Here is a 14,610-nt window from a genome sequence, read left to right as displayed (position 1 = left end):
ATCAATGTGGATCGGGCGGTTCTAGCCGCCGCTCTTTTTTGCAACTTGTCGCGCGATGGCGAGGCCCAGCAGCGGCAGGCCCACCGTCATCACGATCATCACCGTGCCCAGCGCGTTGATCTCGGGGCTGATGGAATTGCGCAGCATGGCGAAAATCTGTGTCGGCACGGTTTCCACCCCGCCGGGCTTCCAGAACAGGGTGCCGGTGATGTCGTCGAAACTGATGGTAAAGGCGAACAGCGCCCCGGCCAGCACGGCGGGCAGCATCAGCGGCAGGGTGATCTGGAAAAACGTCTGGCGCGGGCTGGCCCCAAGGCTCATCGCCGCCTCTTCCACGTCGCGCTTGATCGACACCAGCCGCGCCTGCACCACCAGTATTACAAACGGCAGGGTGAAAATCACATGGCCCAGCAGCAGCAGGGTAAAGCTCTTGTTGATCTGAAGGAAATTCAGGAACAACAACAGCGCCACCGCCAAAACCACCTCGGGCACCAAGATCGGCGCAATCAGCAGCGTGGAAATCAGGTTCGACCCCGGCACACGATACCGCACCAGCGCAAGACTGGCCAAAACCCCCAAGGTGGTCGAGATCATCGCCGTCAACAGCCCCAGCACGATCGAGGTGCGAAAGGCCCGCAGGATCGCCTCGTTCTGGGCCAGCTCCACGAACCAGCGAAAGGAAAAACCGGTCATCGGGAAGCTGCCGAACTGGCTGGCGTTGAACGACAACAGGACAACCACCGCCACCGGCAGAAACATGAACAGATAGACCAGAACGGTCCAGATGCGCACAAGGTTCCAGCCCATCAGCCCAGCCCCTTCATCAGTTGCGCCATGCCAAGATAGCGATTGTAGATCAGCACCAAGGCCCCCAGCACCACCAAGAGCATCAGGCTCAGGGCCGACCCAAGCGGCCAGTTCAATTGCGTGATGATGGCCTCGAACACAAGGTTGGCGAACATCGCATCGGTCGGCCCGCCCAGAACCAGCGGCGTGATATATGTCCCCGCGCCCAGCACGAAACATAGCAACCCACCGGCGGCCAGGCCGGGCAGCGACAGAGGCAACGTAACATTGGTAAAGGCCTGCCAGCGGGTGGCCCCCAGCGAATTGGCCGCATCCTCAAGGTTGGTGTCGATACCATCGAGGCTGACAAAGACATTCAGCACCATGAAAGGCAGCAGGAAATGCACCAGCCCAAGGATCACCGTCACCTCGTTATACAGCATCTGTATCGGCTCATCTATGATGCCCAGCGCCATCATCGCCGTGTTGAAGGCCCCCGACACCCCAAGGATGTTGATCCAGCTCATCGTGCGAATGATGTAGCTGATCCAGAAGGGCAGCATCAAAAGCAGCAACAATATTGCCTTGTTGCCCTTGCTGCGGGCGATGAAATAGGCCGCCGGATAGCCCATCACGGCACAGGCCAGGGTGGTGATCGCGGCGATCTTCAGGGTGTTCAGAAGGATATCGCGGTAAAAGGCATCGGTCAGCGCCTCCTGCCAGTTATCAAGGAAGAACCCCACCTCGTCCGCGCCCGTCGCCGTGCGCAGCCAGAAGGAATAAACCACGATAAACAAAAGCGGCACGAACAACAGCAACGCCACCGCCGTCAAAGCGGGCGACAGCAAAATCCAAGGCTGTCGCGCCTCACGGGCTTCGACCGACATGTATCTCCCCTTTTTCCATACCCCGTTTTGGCCGGAGCTTGGACTTGACGATGCAAAGCCGCTAAGCATTAATCAAATAGATAATCAGAATGATAACTATAGATGAAACCTATGGACGATAGCCCCCGCCCCGAACGCATGATGCGCGATCTTGACTGGAACCTGCTGCGCAGCTTCGTGGTTCTGGCGCAATCGCGGTCGATCACCGAGGCCGCCCATAAACTGCGCCTGACGCAGCCTTCTGTCTCGGCCGCGCTCAAACGGCTGGAGGATCGGGTGGGCAAGCGCCTGATTGATCGCAAGCCGGGGCATTTCCAACTGACCCAGGCCGGCGAGGTGCTTTACCGCGAGGCGATGGATATCCAGGGCTCGATCCTGCGGCTCTCCACCCTGATGCGCGACATGACCGACGAGGTCACGGGCCATGTACGCGTGGCCCTGGCCAGCCACGTGGTCTGCCCCCTGTTCGACGCGGTGCTGGCCGAACACCACGCGGGGCATCCCCGTGCCACCCTCGACATTGACGTGCTGTCCTCCGCCGAGGCGGTCGACAGCGTTTCGGGGCGGTTCTCCTCTTTCGCCATTTGCCTTGTAAACCGGCGCGATCCGAAACTGGAATACCGGCGGCTCTACCGCGAATTTTTCGGTCTCTTCTGCGGCCCGCCACACCCGCTTTTCGGTCAACGCCACCTGACCCGCGCCGACCTGGCCGGGCAATCGGCGGTCAGTTTCGACACCGACCGTTTGCAGGATGCGCTGAAACCCGTGGCCGTGATGCGCGCCGAGGCGGATATGGGCGAATTGGTGGTCGGCACCTCCAGCCACCTTGAGGAAGTGCGCCGCATGATAATCGCGGGCCTCGGCATCGGCCCCCTGCCCGTCCATGTCGCCAAGCGCGACGTCGAGGATGACCTCCTTTGGCAATTGCCGCCCTACGACCAGCCCCCGGCGATCGACGTGCACGTGGTCTGGAACCCCAAGGCGACGCTGAACCGGGCCGAACAATCCCTGCTTGATCGGCTGCTGGCCCGGATCGAGGCCACCCCGATGGAAGAGCGGACGTATAGATGATGGGGGATAAAGCCCCTTGAAGCGCCCCCGGGCCGCGCCAAAAGTCGCTAGGGCTTCTTATCAAGGCGGCCACGGTCGGACAGTTTCCTCGTAGGCGACAGCAGGTAAAACGGCGTTCAGCGGGGGCCGACTTGCCCGGTCACACCGCCATGCTAACCCGGTCATACATCGCAAGGTCAGCTTCAAGCGCCGTTTCGAGGTTGCGTTTGTCTTCTCTGGTCAGCGTCTGTTTCAACTTTCGACTATCCGAGGTGTGGCGGATCGTCTTTCGAGTGTCCTCGATCATCGGTTTCTCGATGGAAAAGCAGGTCTGCACCACGTGGCCCAGATCGGCAGTCAAATTTTCCACCCGTCCGATAAAGTCGTATGCGATCTGATCATACGAAATCTCTTTCGATTGCGGGCGCCAATGCCGGTCCAGGTCCAGGGCGCCGGCATCCTGCGCGATGATATCAAGGAATTCAGATAAAGTGATAGTATCCTCTTCAGGGCGTCCGACATACTGCATCAGCCGTCTTTTATTGACGCTGCCTGCCCCCATCTTGTCGGCAAAGGCCGACACTGTGCGTGACACCGGATCGCGTACGAAAGTGAATTTGAATGTGGCCTTGTTGTTTAATGCCTGTTCGGCCTGATCGACGTTCAGCCCCCTTTCGCCGGTGGCAAGCAGCCGTTTTGGCGGGCTATGGATCGTTGCCGCATCAAGCTCGCCGATCGCGGCCCCGTCATGCGCCGTCGTTTGTCGAAGTAGAGTGGCAATGATGGTTGAACACGCGGCCTTGTGGTTCTTCATGTAAACGAATGGCCTTGCCGACACGCCCGGGTTTGCCAGGTGCAAATTTTGCAGAAAATGCCGCTTGCTGTGGTAATTTTTCTTGAGAGTCTGAAAATTCACGTCGCGATCCCACCGCATTATAGCTTCATGTTTGCGGCCTCTCAGCTCGATGTTTCGACACCCCCCCCGAGCGGCAAGCTGCTCGGGGTCAAACTTGCCGAAGGAAGTCCTGCGGTCAATAGTCTCTCAGAATAGCTAACAGCCCCGCTAACACGGCGCGGTAAAAATTCGGGCGACCTGCGGTGGCATACCGCCTCGCAGCTATCGTTGTCCGCTTCGGACTGAAACAAGGCAATCACATCACACACCTCCCAAAGCGTTTCGCGAAACGCGGTGCTCCACTCAATCGTTGCACGCGCCCCGCCTCTCGCCGATGTCACAGGTTGAAGGCGTGGCGCTCTACCCATCGCACACACCCTCGCCCCAAAGCCTTAACATCACCTTAAACAACCGAACCACGGGCCCATATCTGTACAACTTGTACATTCCCCCCTCCGCCGCCCCCGATTTCCGTACAGATCCCGCGTAGAAAATGTACAGACTGTACAGCGCCGCAAGTTTCGTACGACTCGTACGACTGTCCCCGCGACCGCGCCGATTTTCGTACGAAACTCCGCCCTCTTGCGTACGACTCGTACGAAACTCCATGGTAGCCGCTTAATCTTGATGAAGTTTTGATGTCATCCACAACTTATTGCGGTTATCCACAACAAATAGCTTTACAGACGGCATTTCTGCCCGCACCATATCTTGTATGGGCTAGGGGGTTAGCCCCTTCCCATAGAGCAGGCACATAGCGCTTGGGGTGCTGCCATCTCCGCGCGCTACAACCAAGTGAGGTGGGCCATGGCACTGTCCGAGCATTTCTTCCAAGAAGACCTTCATCCCATTGATATCGTTGAACATTTGGCCGAACACCATGATTGGGACTTCGACCGCATCGCCGACGATCAGATCGCAATGGCCGTCGAAGGCCAATGGCGCACCTACTCCATCACCCTCGCCTGGTCGGGGTATGACGAAACGCTGCGCATGGTCTGCACCTTCGAAATGGAGCCCCCCGAGGACAAACTTCCCGTTTTGTATCAAACACTTAACGACGTGAACGATCAATGCTGGGCCGGGGCCTTCACCTATTGGGCCGAGCAGAAACTGATGGTTTATCGCTACGGTCTGGTCATGGCCGGCGGCCAAGGCGTCAGCCCCGACCAGGTGGATACGCTGATCAAGGCCGCCGTCCTGAGCGCAGAGCGATTTTACCCGGCATTTCAATTGGTTATCTGGGGTGACCGCACACCGCAGGACGCATTGCAAGTGGCCATCGCCGAAGCCTACGGCCGCGCCTGAGCAGCCTTTCGCCCGCCCCATTGCACAAGCCCTTCTGTCGGCGTAATCCTAGGGAAACACGCCACAAGGCCGACAGGAAAAAAGGGAGTGAATTCATGGACATGGACCATGTCAGCCGCAACGGGCTGGTGCTACTGGGCTGCGGTAAGATGGGCTCGGCCATGCTGGAAGGTTGGCTTGCCAAGGGCTTACCCAACACCTCCGTCTGGGTGATCGACCCCAACCCCTCCGACTGGCTGCAAGGCACCGGCGTTCACATCAACGCCGATCTTCCCGCCACCCCCGCCATCGTCCTGATCGCCGTGAAACCCCAGATGATGGGCGATGCCCTGCCCGCGATCACAGCCATGGGGAACGGTGAAACGCTGTTCGTTTCGGTCGCGGCCGGAACGCCGATTTCCGTTTTTGAACAAGTGCTTGGCGATAAAACCCCGTTGATCCGCGCGATGCCGAACACCCCCGCCGCCGTGGGCCGGGGGATCACCGCGATCATCGGCAACGCGCATGCCACGCCCGCGCATCTGGACCTGTCGCAATCGCTTCTCGAAGCGGTCGGGCAAGTCGTGCGACTGGACAGCGAAGACCAGATGGATGCCGTCACCGGCGTGTCCGGCTCGGGCCCGGCCTATGTCTTTCACATGATCGAATGCATGGCCCGCGCGGGCGAGGCCGAGGGGCTGGCCCCGGAGCTTGCCATGCAACTGGCCCAGGCCACCGTGGCCGGCGCGGGCGCGCTTGCCGAAGCCGCTGATGAAACACCTGCGCAACTGCGCAAGAACGTCACCAGCCCGAATGGCACCACGCAGGCCGGACTTGAGGTGTTAATGAACGAAAACAACGGCTTGCCTGACTTGATGCAACGCACGGTCAAGGCCGCCGCCGACCGGTCACGGGAGTTGCGGGATGGCTGATGAGATTGGTATCGAGGATTTCCTGAAGGTCGATATTCGCGTCGGAACAATCACCCGTGCCGCCCCCTTCCCCGAGGCGCGCAAGCCCGCGATCAAGCTCTGGATCGACTTCGGCCCGGAGCTTGGGGAAAAGAAGACCTCGGCCCAGATCACCGCGCACTACAGCCCCGAGGATCTTCCGGGGCGGCAGGTGATGGCCGTCACCAACTTCCCCCCGCGCCAGATCGGGCCCTTCATGTCCGAGGTTCTCGTTCTGGGCCTGTCGGATACCGAGGGCGGGATCGTCCTGTTGCGGCCGGACCAACCTGTTGAAAACGGGGAGAAAATGCATTGACCCGCGTCTACCTGACCCGTCCCTTGCCCGAGGCCGTTCTGACCCGGGCGCGCGAATTGTTCGATGACGTGGAGGTGCGCGAAGACACGGCACCTTTGAAAATCGGACAAATGCGCGCCGCGCTTAACCTTTATGACGGGATTTTGCCAACCTTGGGCGATATGTTCTCGGCCGAAGTGTTCGACGAGGCACAAAACCCGCGTTGCAAGGTGCTGGCCAACTTCGGGGTGGGCTATAACCATATCGACACAGAGGCCGCCAAGGGCGCGGGCGTCATGGTGACCAACACCCCCGGTGCTGTTACCGATGCCACTGCCGACATCGCCATGACCCTTATTTTAATGAGCGCCCGGCGTGCAGGCGAAGGCGAACGCATGGTCCGCGCGGGAGAGTGGAGCGGCTGGCACCCCACCCAAATGCTGGGCCTGCATGTCTCGGGCAAGACAGTGGGGATCATCGGCATGGGCCGGATCGGACAGGCGATTGCCCGGCGCTGTCATATGGGCTTCGGCATGAAAGTTGTCTATTTCAATCGCTCGGCCAAGGAGCTGGACATTCCCGCCACCCGCGCCGACAGCATGGCACAACTGGCCGCCAAGGCCGATATCGTCGTGGTGGCCGTCCCCGGCGGGGCGGATACCCATCACCTGATCGGTGCGCCCGTTTTTGACGTAATGAAACCAACGGGACATTTCATCAATATTGCCCGCGGCGATGTGGTGGAGGAGTCCGCCTTGATCAAAGCCCTGCAAAATGGGCAGATTGCCGGGGCCGGTCTCGATGTCTACGAGAAGGAACCAGACGTTCCCAAGGCCTTGATAGATATGGAAAATGTCACCCTTCTGCCGCATCTTGGCACGGCGGCCCTTGAGGTGCGCGAGGCCATGGGATTTCTGGCCGTTGAAAACCTGCGCGCCGCGCTTGCGGGCGAGACCCCTCCGAACCTGATTGAATAGGCGCGCAGAGTTCCGCACCGTCAGGCTTGACGCGAGGGCAGGCATAGGTTGATCTGTTCCGATATTTTCGGGAGACCAACCATGCATACCCCCGCGATCACCGGTAGCGGCGTCTTCACGCCCGATCAGGTCATCACCAACGAGGAATTGGTCGAGGCGTTCAATGCCTACGCGGAAAAATTCAACGCCGAGAATGCCCAAGCGATCGCCAAAGGCGAGGTCGAGGCCAAGGGGCCTTCGTCGCCCGAATTCATCGTCGGCGCCTCGGGGATTGAACAGCGCTACGTGATGGACAAGGCCGGGGTGCTGGACCCGGCCGTGATGCACCCCCTGCTGCGTGAGCGCAGCAACGAAGAGCCGGGCATCATGGCCGAAATGGCGCTTGAGGCCTGCGGCAAGGCACTCGAGCAGGCCGGGCGACGGGCCGACGAGGTCGATCTGGTGATTTGCGCGGCGTCGAACCACGAGCGCCCCTACCCCGCGATTGCCATTGAAATTCAACAACTTATGGGCACGGTTGGCTTTGCATTCGATATGAATGTCGCCTGTTCTTCGGCCACCTTCGGCATACAGGCGGCGGCGGATATGATCCGCTCGGGCTCGGTACGTTGCGCGATTGTCGTGAACCCCGAGATTTGCTCGGGCCACTTGGAATGGCGCGACCGGGATTGCCATTTTATCTTCGGCGATGTCTGCACGGCGGTTGTCCTGGAACGCGCCGAGGAAGCGCGGGGCGCGCATTTCATCGTCCGGTCCACCCGATGCGCCACCCAGTTTTCCAATAATATCCGCAACAACAACGGCTTCCTGCGCCGCAGCCGTCCACAGGGCATGGAAGACCGGCGCGACATGCAGTTCGTTCAGGAAGGGCGCAAGGTATTCAAGGAGGTGCTGCCGCTGGTCTCCAAGCACATCGCCACGCATCTGGACGCGGCGGGCGTGACCCCGGATGACCTCAAGCGGCTTTGGCTGCATCAGGCCAACAAGTCGATGAACGATTTTATCGGCAAGAAGGTCCTGGGCCGGGTACCGACACCCGAGGAACAGCCCAACATCCTGCAGGACTATGCCAATACCTCGTCGGCGGGGTCGATCGTGGCATTTTCCAAGTATTCTGGTGACTTGCAACCGGGCGACCATGGTTTGATCTGCTCGTTCGGGGCGGGGTATTCGGTGGGGTCCGTACTTGTCGAGAGGGGTTGAGAGAGCCAAGCGTTTTTCCGGGCACTGGGCCGCCTGTCCGACTGGGCCGGGTGGGCAAAAAGCCCAGGGGATGGAAATCCGACACCGCGAACAGGCGGCCGGGAGAAGGTCGCATCTTGCGTCCGCCCCCCTCTGCCCGCCGCTGGGGACGTCGGGCATAGGCTTATCCCGAAACCCGGGATTGCGTTGAAGCTTGCATATTGTGATAAAGCCCTGAATGGGAAAGAAATCCGGGACTTCCCCGCAGTGCGGAAACCGGCCGTGAGGATGAGTGAATGTCGAAGATCGGAAGCTATCTGAAGAAGCATACCGAGGCGCTTGTGAAAGATGTCGGAATCGAACCTGCCTGCGAATTGACAGGCAAGTCAAAGGCGACTTTGGGGCGTTATTATTCGGATCATGACGAACATGCGGATCGGTTTATGCCGATTGATGCGGTGGCGGCCCTGGAAGAGGCGGCAAGCTATCCGCATGTGACCGGGGCCCTGGCGGAGTTGAAGGGGATCGGCCTGACCTTCGAAGGCCCCCGCCGCAACACCGACCGCGAGGGTGGCGTAAACAGCGACGTGATCGCATTATCTCAACGATTTGCGATGCTTATGGCCGAATACCAGCAATCCATAGAAGATGGAATTATCACCGTGAACGAGGCCAAGCGCCTGCTGCGCGAGACCTCGCAACTACAGCAGGTGTTGATTGATATGAAGATCCATCTCGAGGAAGAGGCGAGCTGATTCAGCCGGAATCTTCGCGCCGATTGGGCCCCGTTTGGCCGAAAATTTTCGTACGAGTCGTACGTTTACACCCCGGTTTTCGTACGAAAATCCCGGCGACCCGTGGGCATGTCGTACGAGTCGTACGAAACCGGCGCTTTAACAGGCGTCACTTTAGACACGGCGAGGCGCGGCACGACCAGGTCGCAAGAAGCCTGCAAAAAGCCCCGGGCATTGGCGAAGTGAGTGTGTTCGGCCCTGCAGACGGGATTGGACGGGCCTGAGCCGGGAAAGGGTCGCCAGCCATGAAAGCATGCCCTTAGACAAGCCCACTGCTTTCCCTTACTTCTTCTCCAATGCCTCGATCCGGGCCTTGAGCGCCTCGTTTTCCTCGCGCGCCTTTTGGGCCATGGCGCGGACGGCGTCGAATTCTTCGCGGGTGACGAAATCACGGTCGGCCAGCCAACGGTCGATCATCGACGCCATGGCGGTTTCGGCCTCGTCTTTCGCGCCCTGCGCCACGCCCATGGCATTGGTCATCAACTGCGAGATATCGTCGAGCACTTTGTTACGGCTTTGCATCGGTCACACTCCGGTTTCGCTTTGTCCCTATATGGGCGTATGAGGCACGGGGGACAAGGATTGACTTCCCCGGCAAACCAGAGGCACAGAGACGCACATGCAGGCCGTGATCCCCTTCCCCGATATTTCGCCCGAGATTTTCAGCATCTCGCTTTTTGGCATGGAATTTGCCCTGCGCTGGTATGCGCTGGCTTATATCGTCGGCATCGTTCTGGGCTGGCGCCTGGTGGTGATGGCGGTGCGGCGCGGGCACCTGTGGCGGGGTGGCGAGGCCCCGTTAAGCGTGCGCGATATCGAAGACCTGCTGACCTGGGTGATCCTTGGGGTGATCCTTGGCGGGCGGTTGGGCTTTGTCCTGTTTTACCAGCCGGGATATTATTTGCAGAACCCGGTTGAGATCGTGAAGGTCTGGCAAGGCGGCATGGCCTTTCACGGTGGATTGCTGGGCGTCATGCTGGCCTGCCTGGGCTTTGCGTGGTCGCGCGGCATCAGGTTTCTTTCGCTGGCTGATCTTCTGTGCATGGCCGCCCCCGTCGGGCTGTTGCTGGGCCGGATTGCCAATTTCATCAATGCCGAGCTTTGGGGCCGGCCCACCGATGCGCCTTGGGGCGTGGTGTTCCCAACGGCGGCGGCACAGGATTGCCCGGGGGTGGAGGGCCCCTGCGCGCGCCATCCTTCGCAGCTTTATGAAGCGGGGCTTGAGGGGCTTTTGCTGGGCGCGGTGATTCTCTGGCTGGTTTGGCGGCACCGGGCACTTTGGATGCCGGGGCTGGTCGCGGGCGTGTTTTTCATCGGCTATGGCCTGTCGCGTTTCGTGGTGGAGTTTTTCCGGCAGGCGGATGCACAGTTCATCACGCCCGACAACCCGATGGGATATGTCGTACATCTGGGCAATTGGGGCCTGAGCATGGGGCAGCTTTTGTCACTGCCGATGGTCGCCCTGGGCCTGTTCCTGTTGCTGATTGCCCGGCGGCATGAGACATGAGCCCCCTGCGCGAGGTCATCACCGCGCGGATCGGGGCCGAGGGGCCGATGCCCCTGTCGGAATACATGGCGCTTTGCCTGATGCACCCCGAGCATGGCTATTACACAACGCGCGACCCCTTGGGGGCCAAGGGCGATTTCACCACCGCCCCCGAGATCAGCCAGATGTTCGGCGAATTGATCGGCCTGACATTGGCGCAGGCGTGGCTGGATCAGGGCGCGCCGAAGCCGTTTACACTGGCCGAGCTTGGGCCGGGGCGCGGCACATTGATGGCCGATATATTGCGGGCGACCCGCGCGGTGCCGGGGTTTCACGCCGCCTTGTCGGTGCATCTGGTCGAGACCTCCGCAACCCTGCGCGATGTGCAGGCCGAGACCCTGGCCCATTGGAATGTGACCTGGCACGAGGGTGTTGAGGATTTGCCCGATGCGCCGCTTTTCCTTGTGGCGAACGAATTCTTCGATGCCCTGCCGGTACGGCAGGTGGAGCGCGCCGAGGCCGAGATGTGGCGCGAACGTTCGGTCGGGCTGCAAGAGGGGGCGTTGACCCTTGGCCTGAGCGAGGCCAGCCCCCTGCCCGCCCTGGACCATCGGCTGGAGGATTCGCGCCCCGGCGACGTGGTGGAATTTTCGCCGCCCGCACAGGCCGTGGCCGCCAGCATCGGCGCGAAGATCAAGGCACGGGGCGGCGCGGCGGTGATCGTGGATTATGGCGATTGGCGGTCCTTGGGCGATACCTTTCAGGCGTTGCAAGCGCATGAGCCGGTGAACCCTTTTACAGACCCCGGAATGGCGGACCTGACGGCGCATGTGGATTTCGAGGCGCTGGCCTTGGCCGCGCCTTGCGCCCATAGCCGCCTGACCCCACAGGGCGTGTTTCTGGAGCGGCTTGGCATCACGCAACGCGCACAGGCCCTGGCCAAGGGGATGAGTGGCGAGGCGCTGACACAGCATACCGCGGCACATCGGCGCTTGACCCACCCGCAGGAAATGGGGACGCTCTTCAAAGCCATGGCGCTTTATCCCGAAGGCGCCGCACCACCACCGGGATTCGAGGCATGACATTGGAAATCCTGACAGCCGACAGCCTTGCACCGCTACGGCACGGGTTCTTTACCCGCAAGGGCGGGGCCTCGTCGGGGGTGTTTCATGGGTTGAACTGTGGGCAGGGGTCATCCGACCAAAGCTCGGTCGTGACGATCAACCGCGCACGGGTGGCCGAGGCAATGGAGGTGCCGCCAGAGAACCTGATCACCGTGCACCAGGTGCATTCGCCGGAGGTGGCGATCGTGGACGGCCCGATAAAAGAGCGCCCCAAGGTCGATGCCATGGTCACGGCCACGCCGGGCGTTGCGCTGGCCGTCCTGACCGCCGATTGTCAGCCGGTGCTGTTTGCCGATGCCGAGAATGGCGTTATCGGGGCGGCCCATGCCGGGTGGCGCGGGGCGCTGGACGGTGTTTTGGAGGCCACCATCGACGCGATGGAGGGTCTGGGGGCCAAGCGCGAGGCGATCCGCGCGGTCATAGGCCCGTCGATCAGTCAGCGCGCCTATGAGGTGGGGCCGGAGTTCCTGGACGATTTCATGGCCGAAGACCCGGAAAACCACCGGTTTTTCGCCAATGGCGAGGGGGATCGTTATTTGTTCGACCTGCCCGCGTTTGGCCTTCACCGGATGCGGCAGGCGGGCGTGGGGGCCGCGGAATGGACGCGGCATTGCACCTATTCGGATGCGGAGCGGTTTTTCTCTTACCGGCGGGCCACCCATGCGGGCGAGGCCGATTATGGCCGCCTGATTTCCGCCATACGGCTTTGAATCGGGCCAAAAGGGGGCAGGTTTGCCCTATTTGGTGGAAACAATTCCATTGAAAACCCGTGAATTGGCAACCGGCCGCGGAAGTTTATTATTTATTTCCATGAATTTAAGGGAATTTGGCAGACTTGTCGAAATTGCCCTGAAGCCGGGTCGAGAAACCGCCGATTTTCTTGGATGGCGTCAAAACATGGCCGCAAAACGGGGGCATGCTTGGGTTCAATCAGACATCAACGCCCGCAGCGGGCCGATCAGAACCGAGGACGAGACCATGAAAAAGCGTTGGATGAAAAGCGTCATCGAAACCAGCAAGCAAGAGGCCCCGGCCCTGCCGTTTCAACGCAACGCGAAACAAAAAGCGCGCCCGGGTCTTCAGTCGATGGCCAAGCTCAAGACCGCCTGAACGCAGGGGCCGCGCGGCCCGGCACAGTTTTATCCATTGCTCCGGGTATCGGTTGGACGGGGTCTTTCCCATTGGGAAGGCCCCGTTTTTATTTTCCCCGATTCTATGATTCGGCGTGGGTGAGCCCATGGATTGTGGCAGTTGCGTTAACTTTCCTGAAACAAATCCGGGAAGACGGCGGCATTGCCTGCCCATTCATGACAATAGGTACAAGAATTTGACCGAATGGCGATGATCGCGTCCTATTGTTTTCAGAAGACGTAAACAGTATCTCGTCAGTCTGTCGTTGTCGGTGGGGGCCGACGCGGGTGTGACGACCTGAAAAGGTGACGCATCATGACTACCCCCTCCACGGCCGCCCGCCTCTCGGCGGCCGCCCATTCGCCGGCCCTTCCGCGCCCGGTTTCGCCGCACGCCACATCCACGCCAGCCGGGCCGCGCCGCTCGCTGGTCATGCGGAAATATCACATTTCATCCCTGCGCCCCGATGGCGGGATTCACCAGTCCGAACAGATCGGCCCGGCCTTGCCCCTGTTCGAGGCGGCCTTTTCGGGCTTCGCGCGCAGCACCTTGATTCAAACCACGAACGGCCCCGTGGCGATCGAGGATTTGCTGCCCGGCGATCAGGTCGTGACGGCCGAATACGGCCCCACGCGCCTGCTTTGGGTGGGGTCGATGACCCTGGTCCCGAAAGCCAATGGCGACACCCCGCCCGAGTCGCGCATGACACGCGTCATGCCCGAAGCCTTTGGCATGGGAAAACCGATGTCGAACGTGATGTTCGGCCCGGGCGCGCGCCTGTTGACCCCGGCGGCGCGCCTGCGCCAGCACATGGGCAATGAACCGGTGCTTGCACCAGTGCGCCACCTTGTAGACGGCAATAGCGTGATCGAGATCACCCCGCCGCGCCCGGTGACGGTCTACCACTTGTGCCTTGAAAAACACGCCACGATCAACGCGGGCGGCCTTTGGGTGGAAAGCTATCACCCCGGATCAGGGTTCGAGCGCAAGATGGGCGAGAAGATGCTTGGCCTGTTCCTGTCGTTCTTTCCGCATATCAGGGCGCCGCACGAATTTGGCGGCCTGTCGCATCTACGGCTGCCGCTGGTGTCACCGGAGGGTTTGGAAGCCGCCTAGGCGTTTTGGCCCAAACGCTCTTCGAGGATCTCGAAGGGCACACCGGGTTCATCCTTGGCCCCGCGAATGACAAGCGAGGTTTTGACGCTGGCGACATTCTCGGCGGCGGTCAACTCCTCGGTCAGGAAGCGTTGGAAGGTTGACAGATCAGGTGCCACGCACTTGAGAATGAAATCCACCTCGCCGTTGAGCATGTGACATTCGCGAACAAGCGGCCAGCCATGGCACAGGTCTTCAAAGGCACTGAGATCGGACTCGGCCTGCTTCTGCAAACCGACGCTGGCGAATACCTGCACTTCGAAGCCCAACTCGCGGGAGTCGACATCGGCGTGGTAGCCCTTGATGAAGCCTTGCTCTTCAAGCGTGCGCACCCGGCGCAGGCACGGCGGGGCCGAGATCCCCACGCGCTTGGCCAGTTCCACGTTTGTCATCCGGCCATCGGCCTGCAGTTCAGCCAGAATCTTGCGGTCAATGGGGTCAAGGCGGGTTGAGGGCATCTTGGGCGATCCTTCGGGGTTTTTCGCGATTGTTATATCACGCCCATATATGCGCGCAATAATGTTTCGCCAAGGCGCAATATCATTTCAAGGTCAAAAAGATGACCCGCGCGCCCTTACGGCTTGTCGGTGGGGGTTACATGCGCCGCGCCG

Annotated in this window: 17 protein-coding genes; 12 read left to right on the top strand and 5 right to left on the bottom strand. The window is 60.6% G+C overall.

Annotated elements, in window-relative coordinates:
• Positions 1–21: 21 nt before the first annotated feature.
• Both RBB32_RS06780 and RBB32_RS06775 read right to left on the bottom strand, forming a co-directional pair.
• Complete coding sequence (locus tag RBB32_RS06780) at positions 22–807, bottom strand: ABC transporter permease (protein WP_306151946.1); 786 nt, start codon at positions 805–807, stop codon at positions 22–24.
• The gene (locus tag RBB32_RS06775) at positions 807–1,673 is read right to left on the bottom strand and encodes an ABC transporter permease (RefSeq protein ID WP_306151944.1); all 867 of its coding nucleotides are present in this window, start codon (positions 1,671–1,673) and stop codon (positions 807–809) included. The genes RBB32_RS06780 and RBB32_RS06775 overlap by 1 nt, the downstream gene beginning before the upstream one ends.
• Before the next feature lie 111 nt (positions 1,674–1,784).
• Between RBB32_RS06775 and RBB32_RS06770 the strand changes: the two genes are divergently transcribed.
• Positions 1,785–2,744 carry a LysR family transcriptional regulator gene (locus RBB32_RS06770; protein WP_371931028.1) on the top strand — a complete coding sequence of 320 codons (960 nt, stop codon included), beginning with the start codon at positions 1,785–1,787 and terminating at the stop codon, positions 2,742–2,744.
• Between the two features lie 139 nt (positions 2,745–2,883).
• On the opposite strand, the gene RBB32_RS06765 is transcribed toward RBB32_RS06770, so the two are convergent.
• Positions 2,884–3,657, bottom strand: coding sequence for a sulfotransferase family 2 domain-containing protein (locus RBB32_RS06765; RefSeq protein WP_306151942.1), 774 nt, complete (start codon positions 3,655–3,657; stop codon positions 2,884–2,886).
• Positions 3,658–4,425: 768 nt separating this feature from the next.
• On the opposite strand from RBB32_RS06765, the gene RBB32_RS06760 reads away from it, so the two are divergent.
• The 6 genes from RBB32_RS06760 (at position 4,426) to RBB32_RS06735 (ending at position 9,064) form a co-directional block, all read left to right on the top strand.
• Positions 4,426–4,926, top strand: a complete 501-nt coding sequence (locus RBB32_RS06760; RefSeq protein ID WP_306151941.1) for a YbjN domain-containing protein — start codon at positions 4,426–4,428, stop codon at positions 4,924–4,926.
• A 95-nt stretch (positions 4,927–5,021) separates the two neighbouring features.
• Complete coding sequence (proC, locus tag RBB32_RS06755; RefSeq protein ID WP_306151940.1) at positions 5,022–5,837, top strand: pyrroline-5-carboxylate reductase; 816 nt, start codon at positions 5,022–5,024, stop codon at positions 5,835–5,837.
• Positions 5,830–6,171: a tRNA-binding protein gene (locus RBB32_RS06750; protein WP_306151939.1), complete on the top strand. Its 342-nt coding sequence runs from the start codon at positions 5,830–5,832 to the stop codon at positions 6,169–6,171. The genes proC and RBB32_RS06750 overlap by 8 nt, the downstream gene beginning before the upstream one ends.
• Positions 6,168–7,127: a D-glycerate dehydrogenase gene (locus RBB32_RS06745; RefSeq protein WP_306151938.1), complete on the top strand. Its 960-nt coding sequence runs from the start codon at positions 6,168–6,170 to the stop codon at positions 7,125–7,127. The genes RBB32_RS06750 and RBB32_RS06745 overlap by 4 nt, the downstream gene beginning before the upstream one ends.
• A gap of 81 nt (positions 7,128–7,208) precedes the next feature.
• Positions 7,209–8,330 carry a beta-ketoacyl-ACP synthase III gene (locus tag RBB32_RS06740; RefSeq protein ID WP_306151937.1) on the top strand — a complete coding sequence of 374 codons (1,122 nt, stop codon included), beginning with the start codon at positions 7,209–7,211 and terminating at the stop codon, positions 8,328–8,330.
• 275 nt (positions 8,331–8,605) lie between these two features.
• Positions 8,606–9,064: a hypothetical protein gene (locus RBB32_RS06735; RefSeq protein ID WP_306151936.1), complete on the top strand. Its 459-nt coding sequence runs from the start codon at positions 8,606–8,608 to the stop codon at positions 9,062–9,064.
• 321 nt (positions 9,065–9,385) lie between these two features.
• Here the strand turns inward: RBB32_RS06735 and RBB32_RS06730 are convergent, their stop codons facing one another.
• On the bottom strand, positions 9,386–9,625 hold the full coding sequence (locus RBB32_RS06730) for an accessory factor UbiK family protein (protein ID WP_306151935.1): 240 nt from the start codon (positions 9,623–9,625) through the stop codon (positions 9,386–9,388).
• A gap of 97 nt (positions 9,626–9,722) precedes the next feature.
• Here RBB32_RS06730 and lgt point away from each other — a divergent pair, with 97 nt between their 5' ends.
• The 5 genes from lgt to RBB32_RS06705 all read left to right on the top strand — a co-directional run bounded on the left by lgt (position 9,723) and on the right by RBB32_RS06705 (position 13,960).
• Positions 9,723–10,610, top strand: coding sequence for a prolipoprotein diacylglyceryl transferase (gene lgt, locus RBB32_RS06725; RefSeq protein ID WP_306151934.1), 888 nt, complete (start codon positions 9,723–9,725; stop codon positions 10,608–10,610).
• A complete protein-coding gene (locus tag RBB32_RS06720) occupies positions 10,607–11,671 on the top strand; it encodes a class I SAM-dependent methyltransferase (RefSeq protein WP_306151933.1) in 1,065 nt (354 codons plus the stop codon). The genes lgt and RBB32_RS06720 overlap by 4 nt, the downstream gene beginning before the upstream one ends.
• Entirely contained in the window at positions 11,668–12,423 is a 756-nt protein-coding gene (pgeF, locus tag RBB32_RS06715; RefSeq protein ID WP_306151932.1) for a peptidoglycan editing factor PgeF, read from the top strand. Before RBB32_RS06720 ends, pgeF begins: the two co-directional genes overlap by 4 nt.
• Positions 12,424–12,445: 22 nt before the next feature.
• Positions 12,446–12,823 carry a hypothetical protein gene (locus tag RBB32_RS06710; protein WP_306151931.1) on the top strand — a complete coding sequence of 126 codons (378 nt, stop codon included), beginning with the start codon at positions 12,446–12,448 and terminating at the stop codon, positions 12,821–12,823.
• Between the two features lie 336 nt (positions 12,824–13,159).
• On the top strand, positions 13,160–13,960 hold the full coding sequence (locus RBB32_RS06705) for a Hint domain-containing protein (protein ID WP_306151930.1): 801 nt from the start codon (positions 13,160–13,162) through the stop codon (positions 13,958–13,960).
• Here RBB32_RS06705 and RBB32_RS06700 read toward each other — a convergent pair.
• Positions 13,957–14,457: an Lrp/AsnC family transcriptional regulator gene (locus RBB32_RS06700; RefSeq protein WP_306151929.1), complete on the bottom strand. Its 501-nt coding sequence runs from the start codon at positions 14,455–14,457 to the stop codon at positions 13,957–13,959. The genes RBB32_RS06705 and RBB32_RS06700 overlap by 4 nt on opposite strands.
• Between the last annotated feature and the right edge of the window lie 153 nt (positions 14,458–14,610).

The organism is Roseovarius sp. MMSF_3281 (assembly GCF_030733685.1).
Classification (GTDB): Bacteria; Pseudomonadota; Alphaproteobacteria; order Rhodobacterales; family Rhodobacteraceae; genus Roseovarius.
This window is presented reverse-complemented; position numbering and strand designations above follow the sequence as displayed.

Excerpts from the sequence above, each read along its gene's own strand:
- RBB32_RS06780 (WP_306151946.1), bottom strand. The coding sequence starts at position 807 with ATGGGCTGGAACCTTGTGCGCATCTGGACCGTTCTGGTCTATCTGTTC.
- RBB32_RS06775 (WP_306151944.1), bottom strand. The coding sequence starts at position 1,673 with ATGTCGGTCGAAGCCCGTGAGGCGCGACAGCCTTGGATTTTGCTGTCG.
- RBB32_RS06770 (WP_371931028.1), top strand. The coding sequence starts at position 1,785 with ATGGACGATAGCCCCCGCCCCGAACGCATGATGCGCGATCTTGACTGG.
- RBB32_RS06765 (WP_306151942.1), bottom strand. The coding sequence starts at position 3,657 with ATGCGGTGGGATCGCGACGTGAATTTTCAGACTCTCAAGAAAAATTAC.
- RBB32_RS06760 (WP_306151941.1), top strand. The coding sequence starts at position 4,426 with ATGGCACTGTCCGAGCATTTCTTCCAAGAAGACCTTCATCCCATTGAT.
- proC (WP_306151940.1), top strand. The coding sequence starts at position 5,022 with ATGGACATGGACCATGTCAGCCGCAACGGGCTGGTGCTACTGGGCTGC.
- RBB32_RS06750 (WP_306151939.1), top strand. The coding sequence starts at position 5,830 with ATGGCTGATGAGATTGGTATCGAGGATTTCCTGAAGGTCGATATTCGC.
- RBB32_RS06740 (WP_306151937.1), top strand. The coding sequence starts at position 7,209 with ATGCATACCCCCGCGATCACCGGTAGCGGCGTCTTCACGCCCGATCAG.
- RBB32_RS06735 (WP_306151936.1), top strand. The coding sequence starts at position 8,606 with ATGTCGAAGATCGGAAGCTATCTGAAGAAGCATACCGAGGCGCTTGTG.
- RBB32_RS06730 (WP_306151935.1), bottom strand. The coding sequence starts at position 9,625 with ATGCAAAGCCGTAACAAAGTGCTCGACGATATCTCGCAGTTGATGACC.
- lgt (WP_306151934.1), top strand. The coding sequence starts at position 9,723 with ATGCAGGCCGTGATCCCCTTCCCCGATATTTCGCCCGAGATTTTCAGC.
- RBB32_RS06720 (WP_306151933.1), top strand. The coding sequence starts at position 10,607 with ATGAGCCCCCTGCGCGAGGTCATCACCGCGCGGATCGGGGCCGAGGGG.
- pgeF (WP_306151932.1), top strand. The coding sequence starts at position 11,668 with ATGACATTGGAAATCCTGACAGCCGACAGCCTTGCACCGCTACGGCAC.
- RBB32_RS06705 (WP_306151930.1), top strand. The coding sequence starts at position 13,160 with ATGACTACCCCCTCCACGGCCGCCCGCCTCTCGGCGGCCGCCCATTCG.
- RBB32_RS06700 (WP_306151929.1), bottom strand. The coding sequence starts at position 14,457 with ATGCCCTCAACCCGCCTTGACCCCATTGACCGCAAGATTCTGGCTGAA.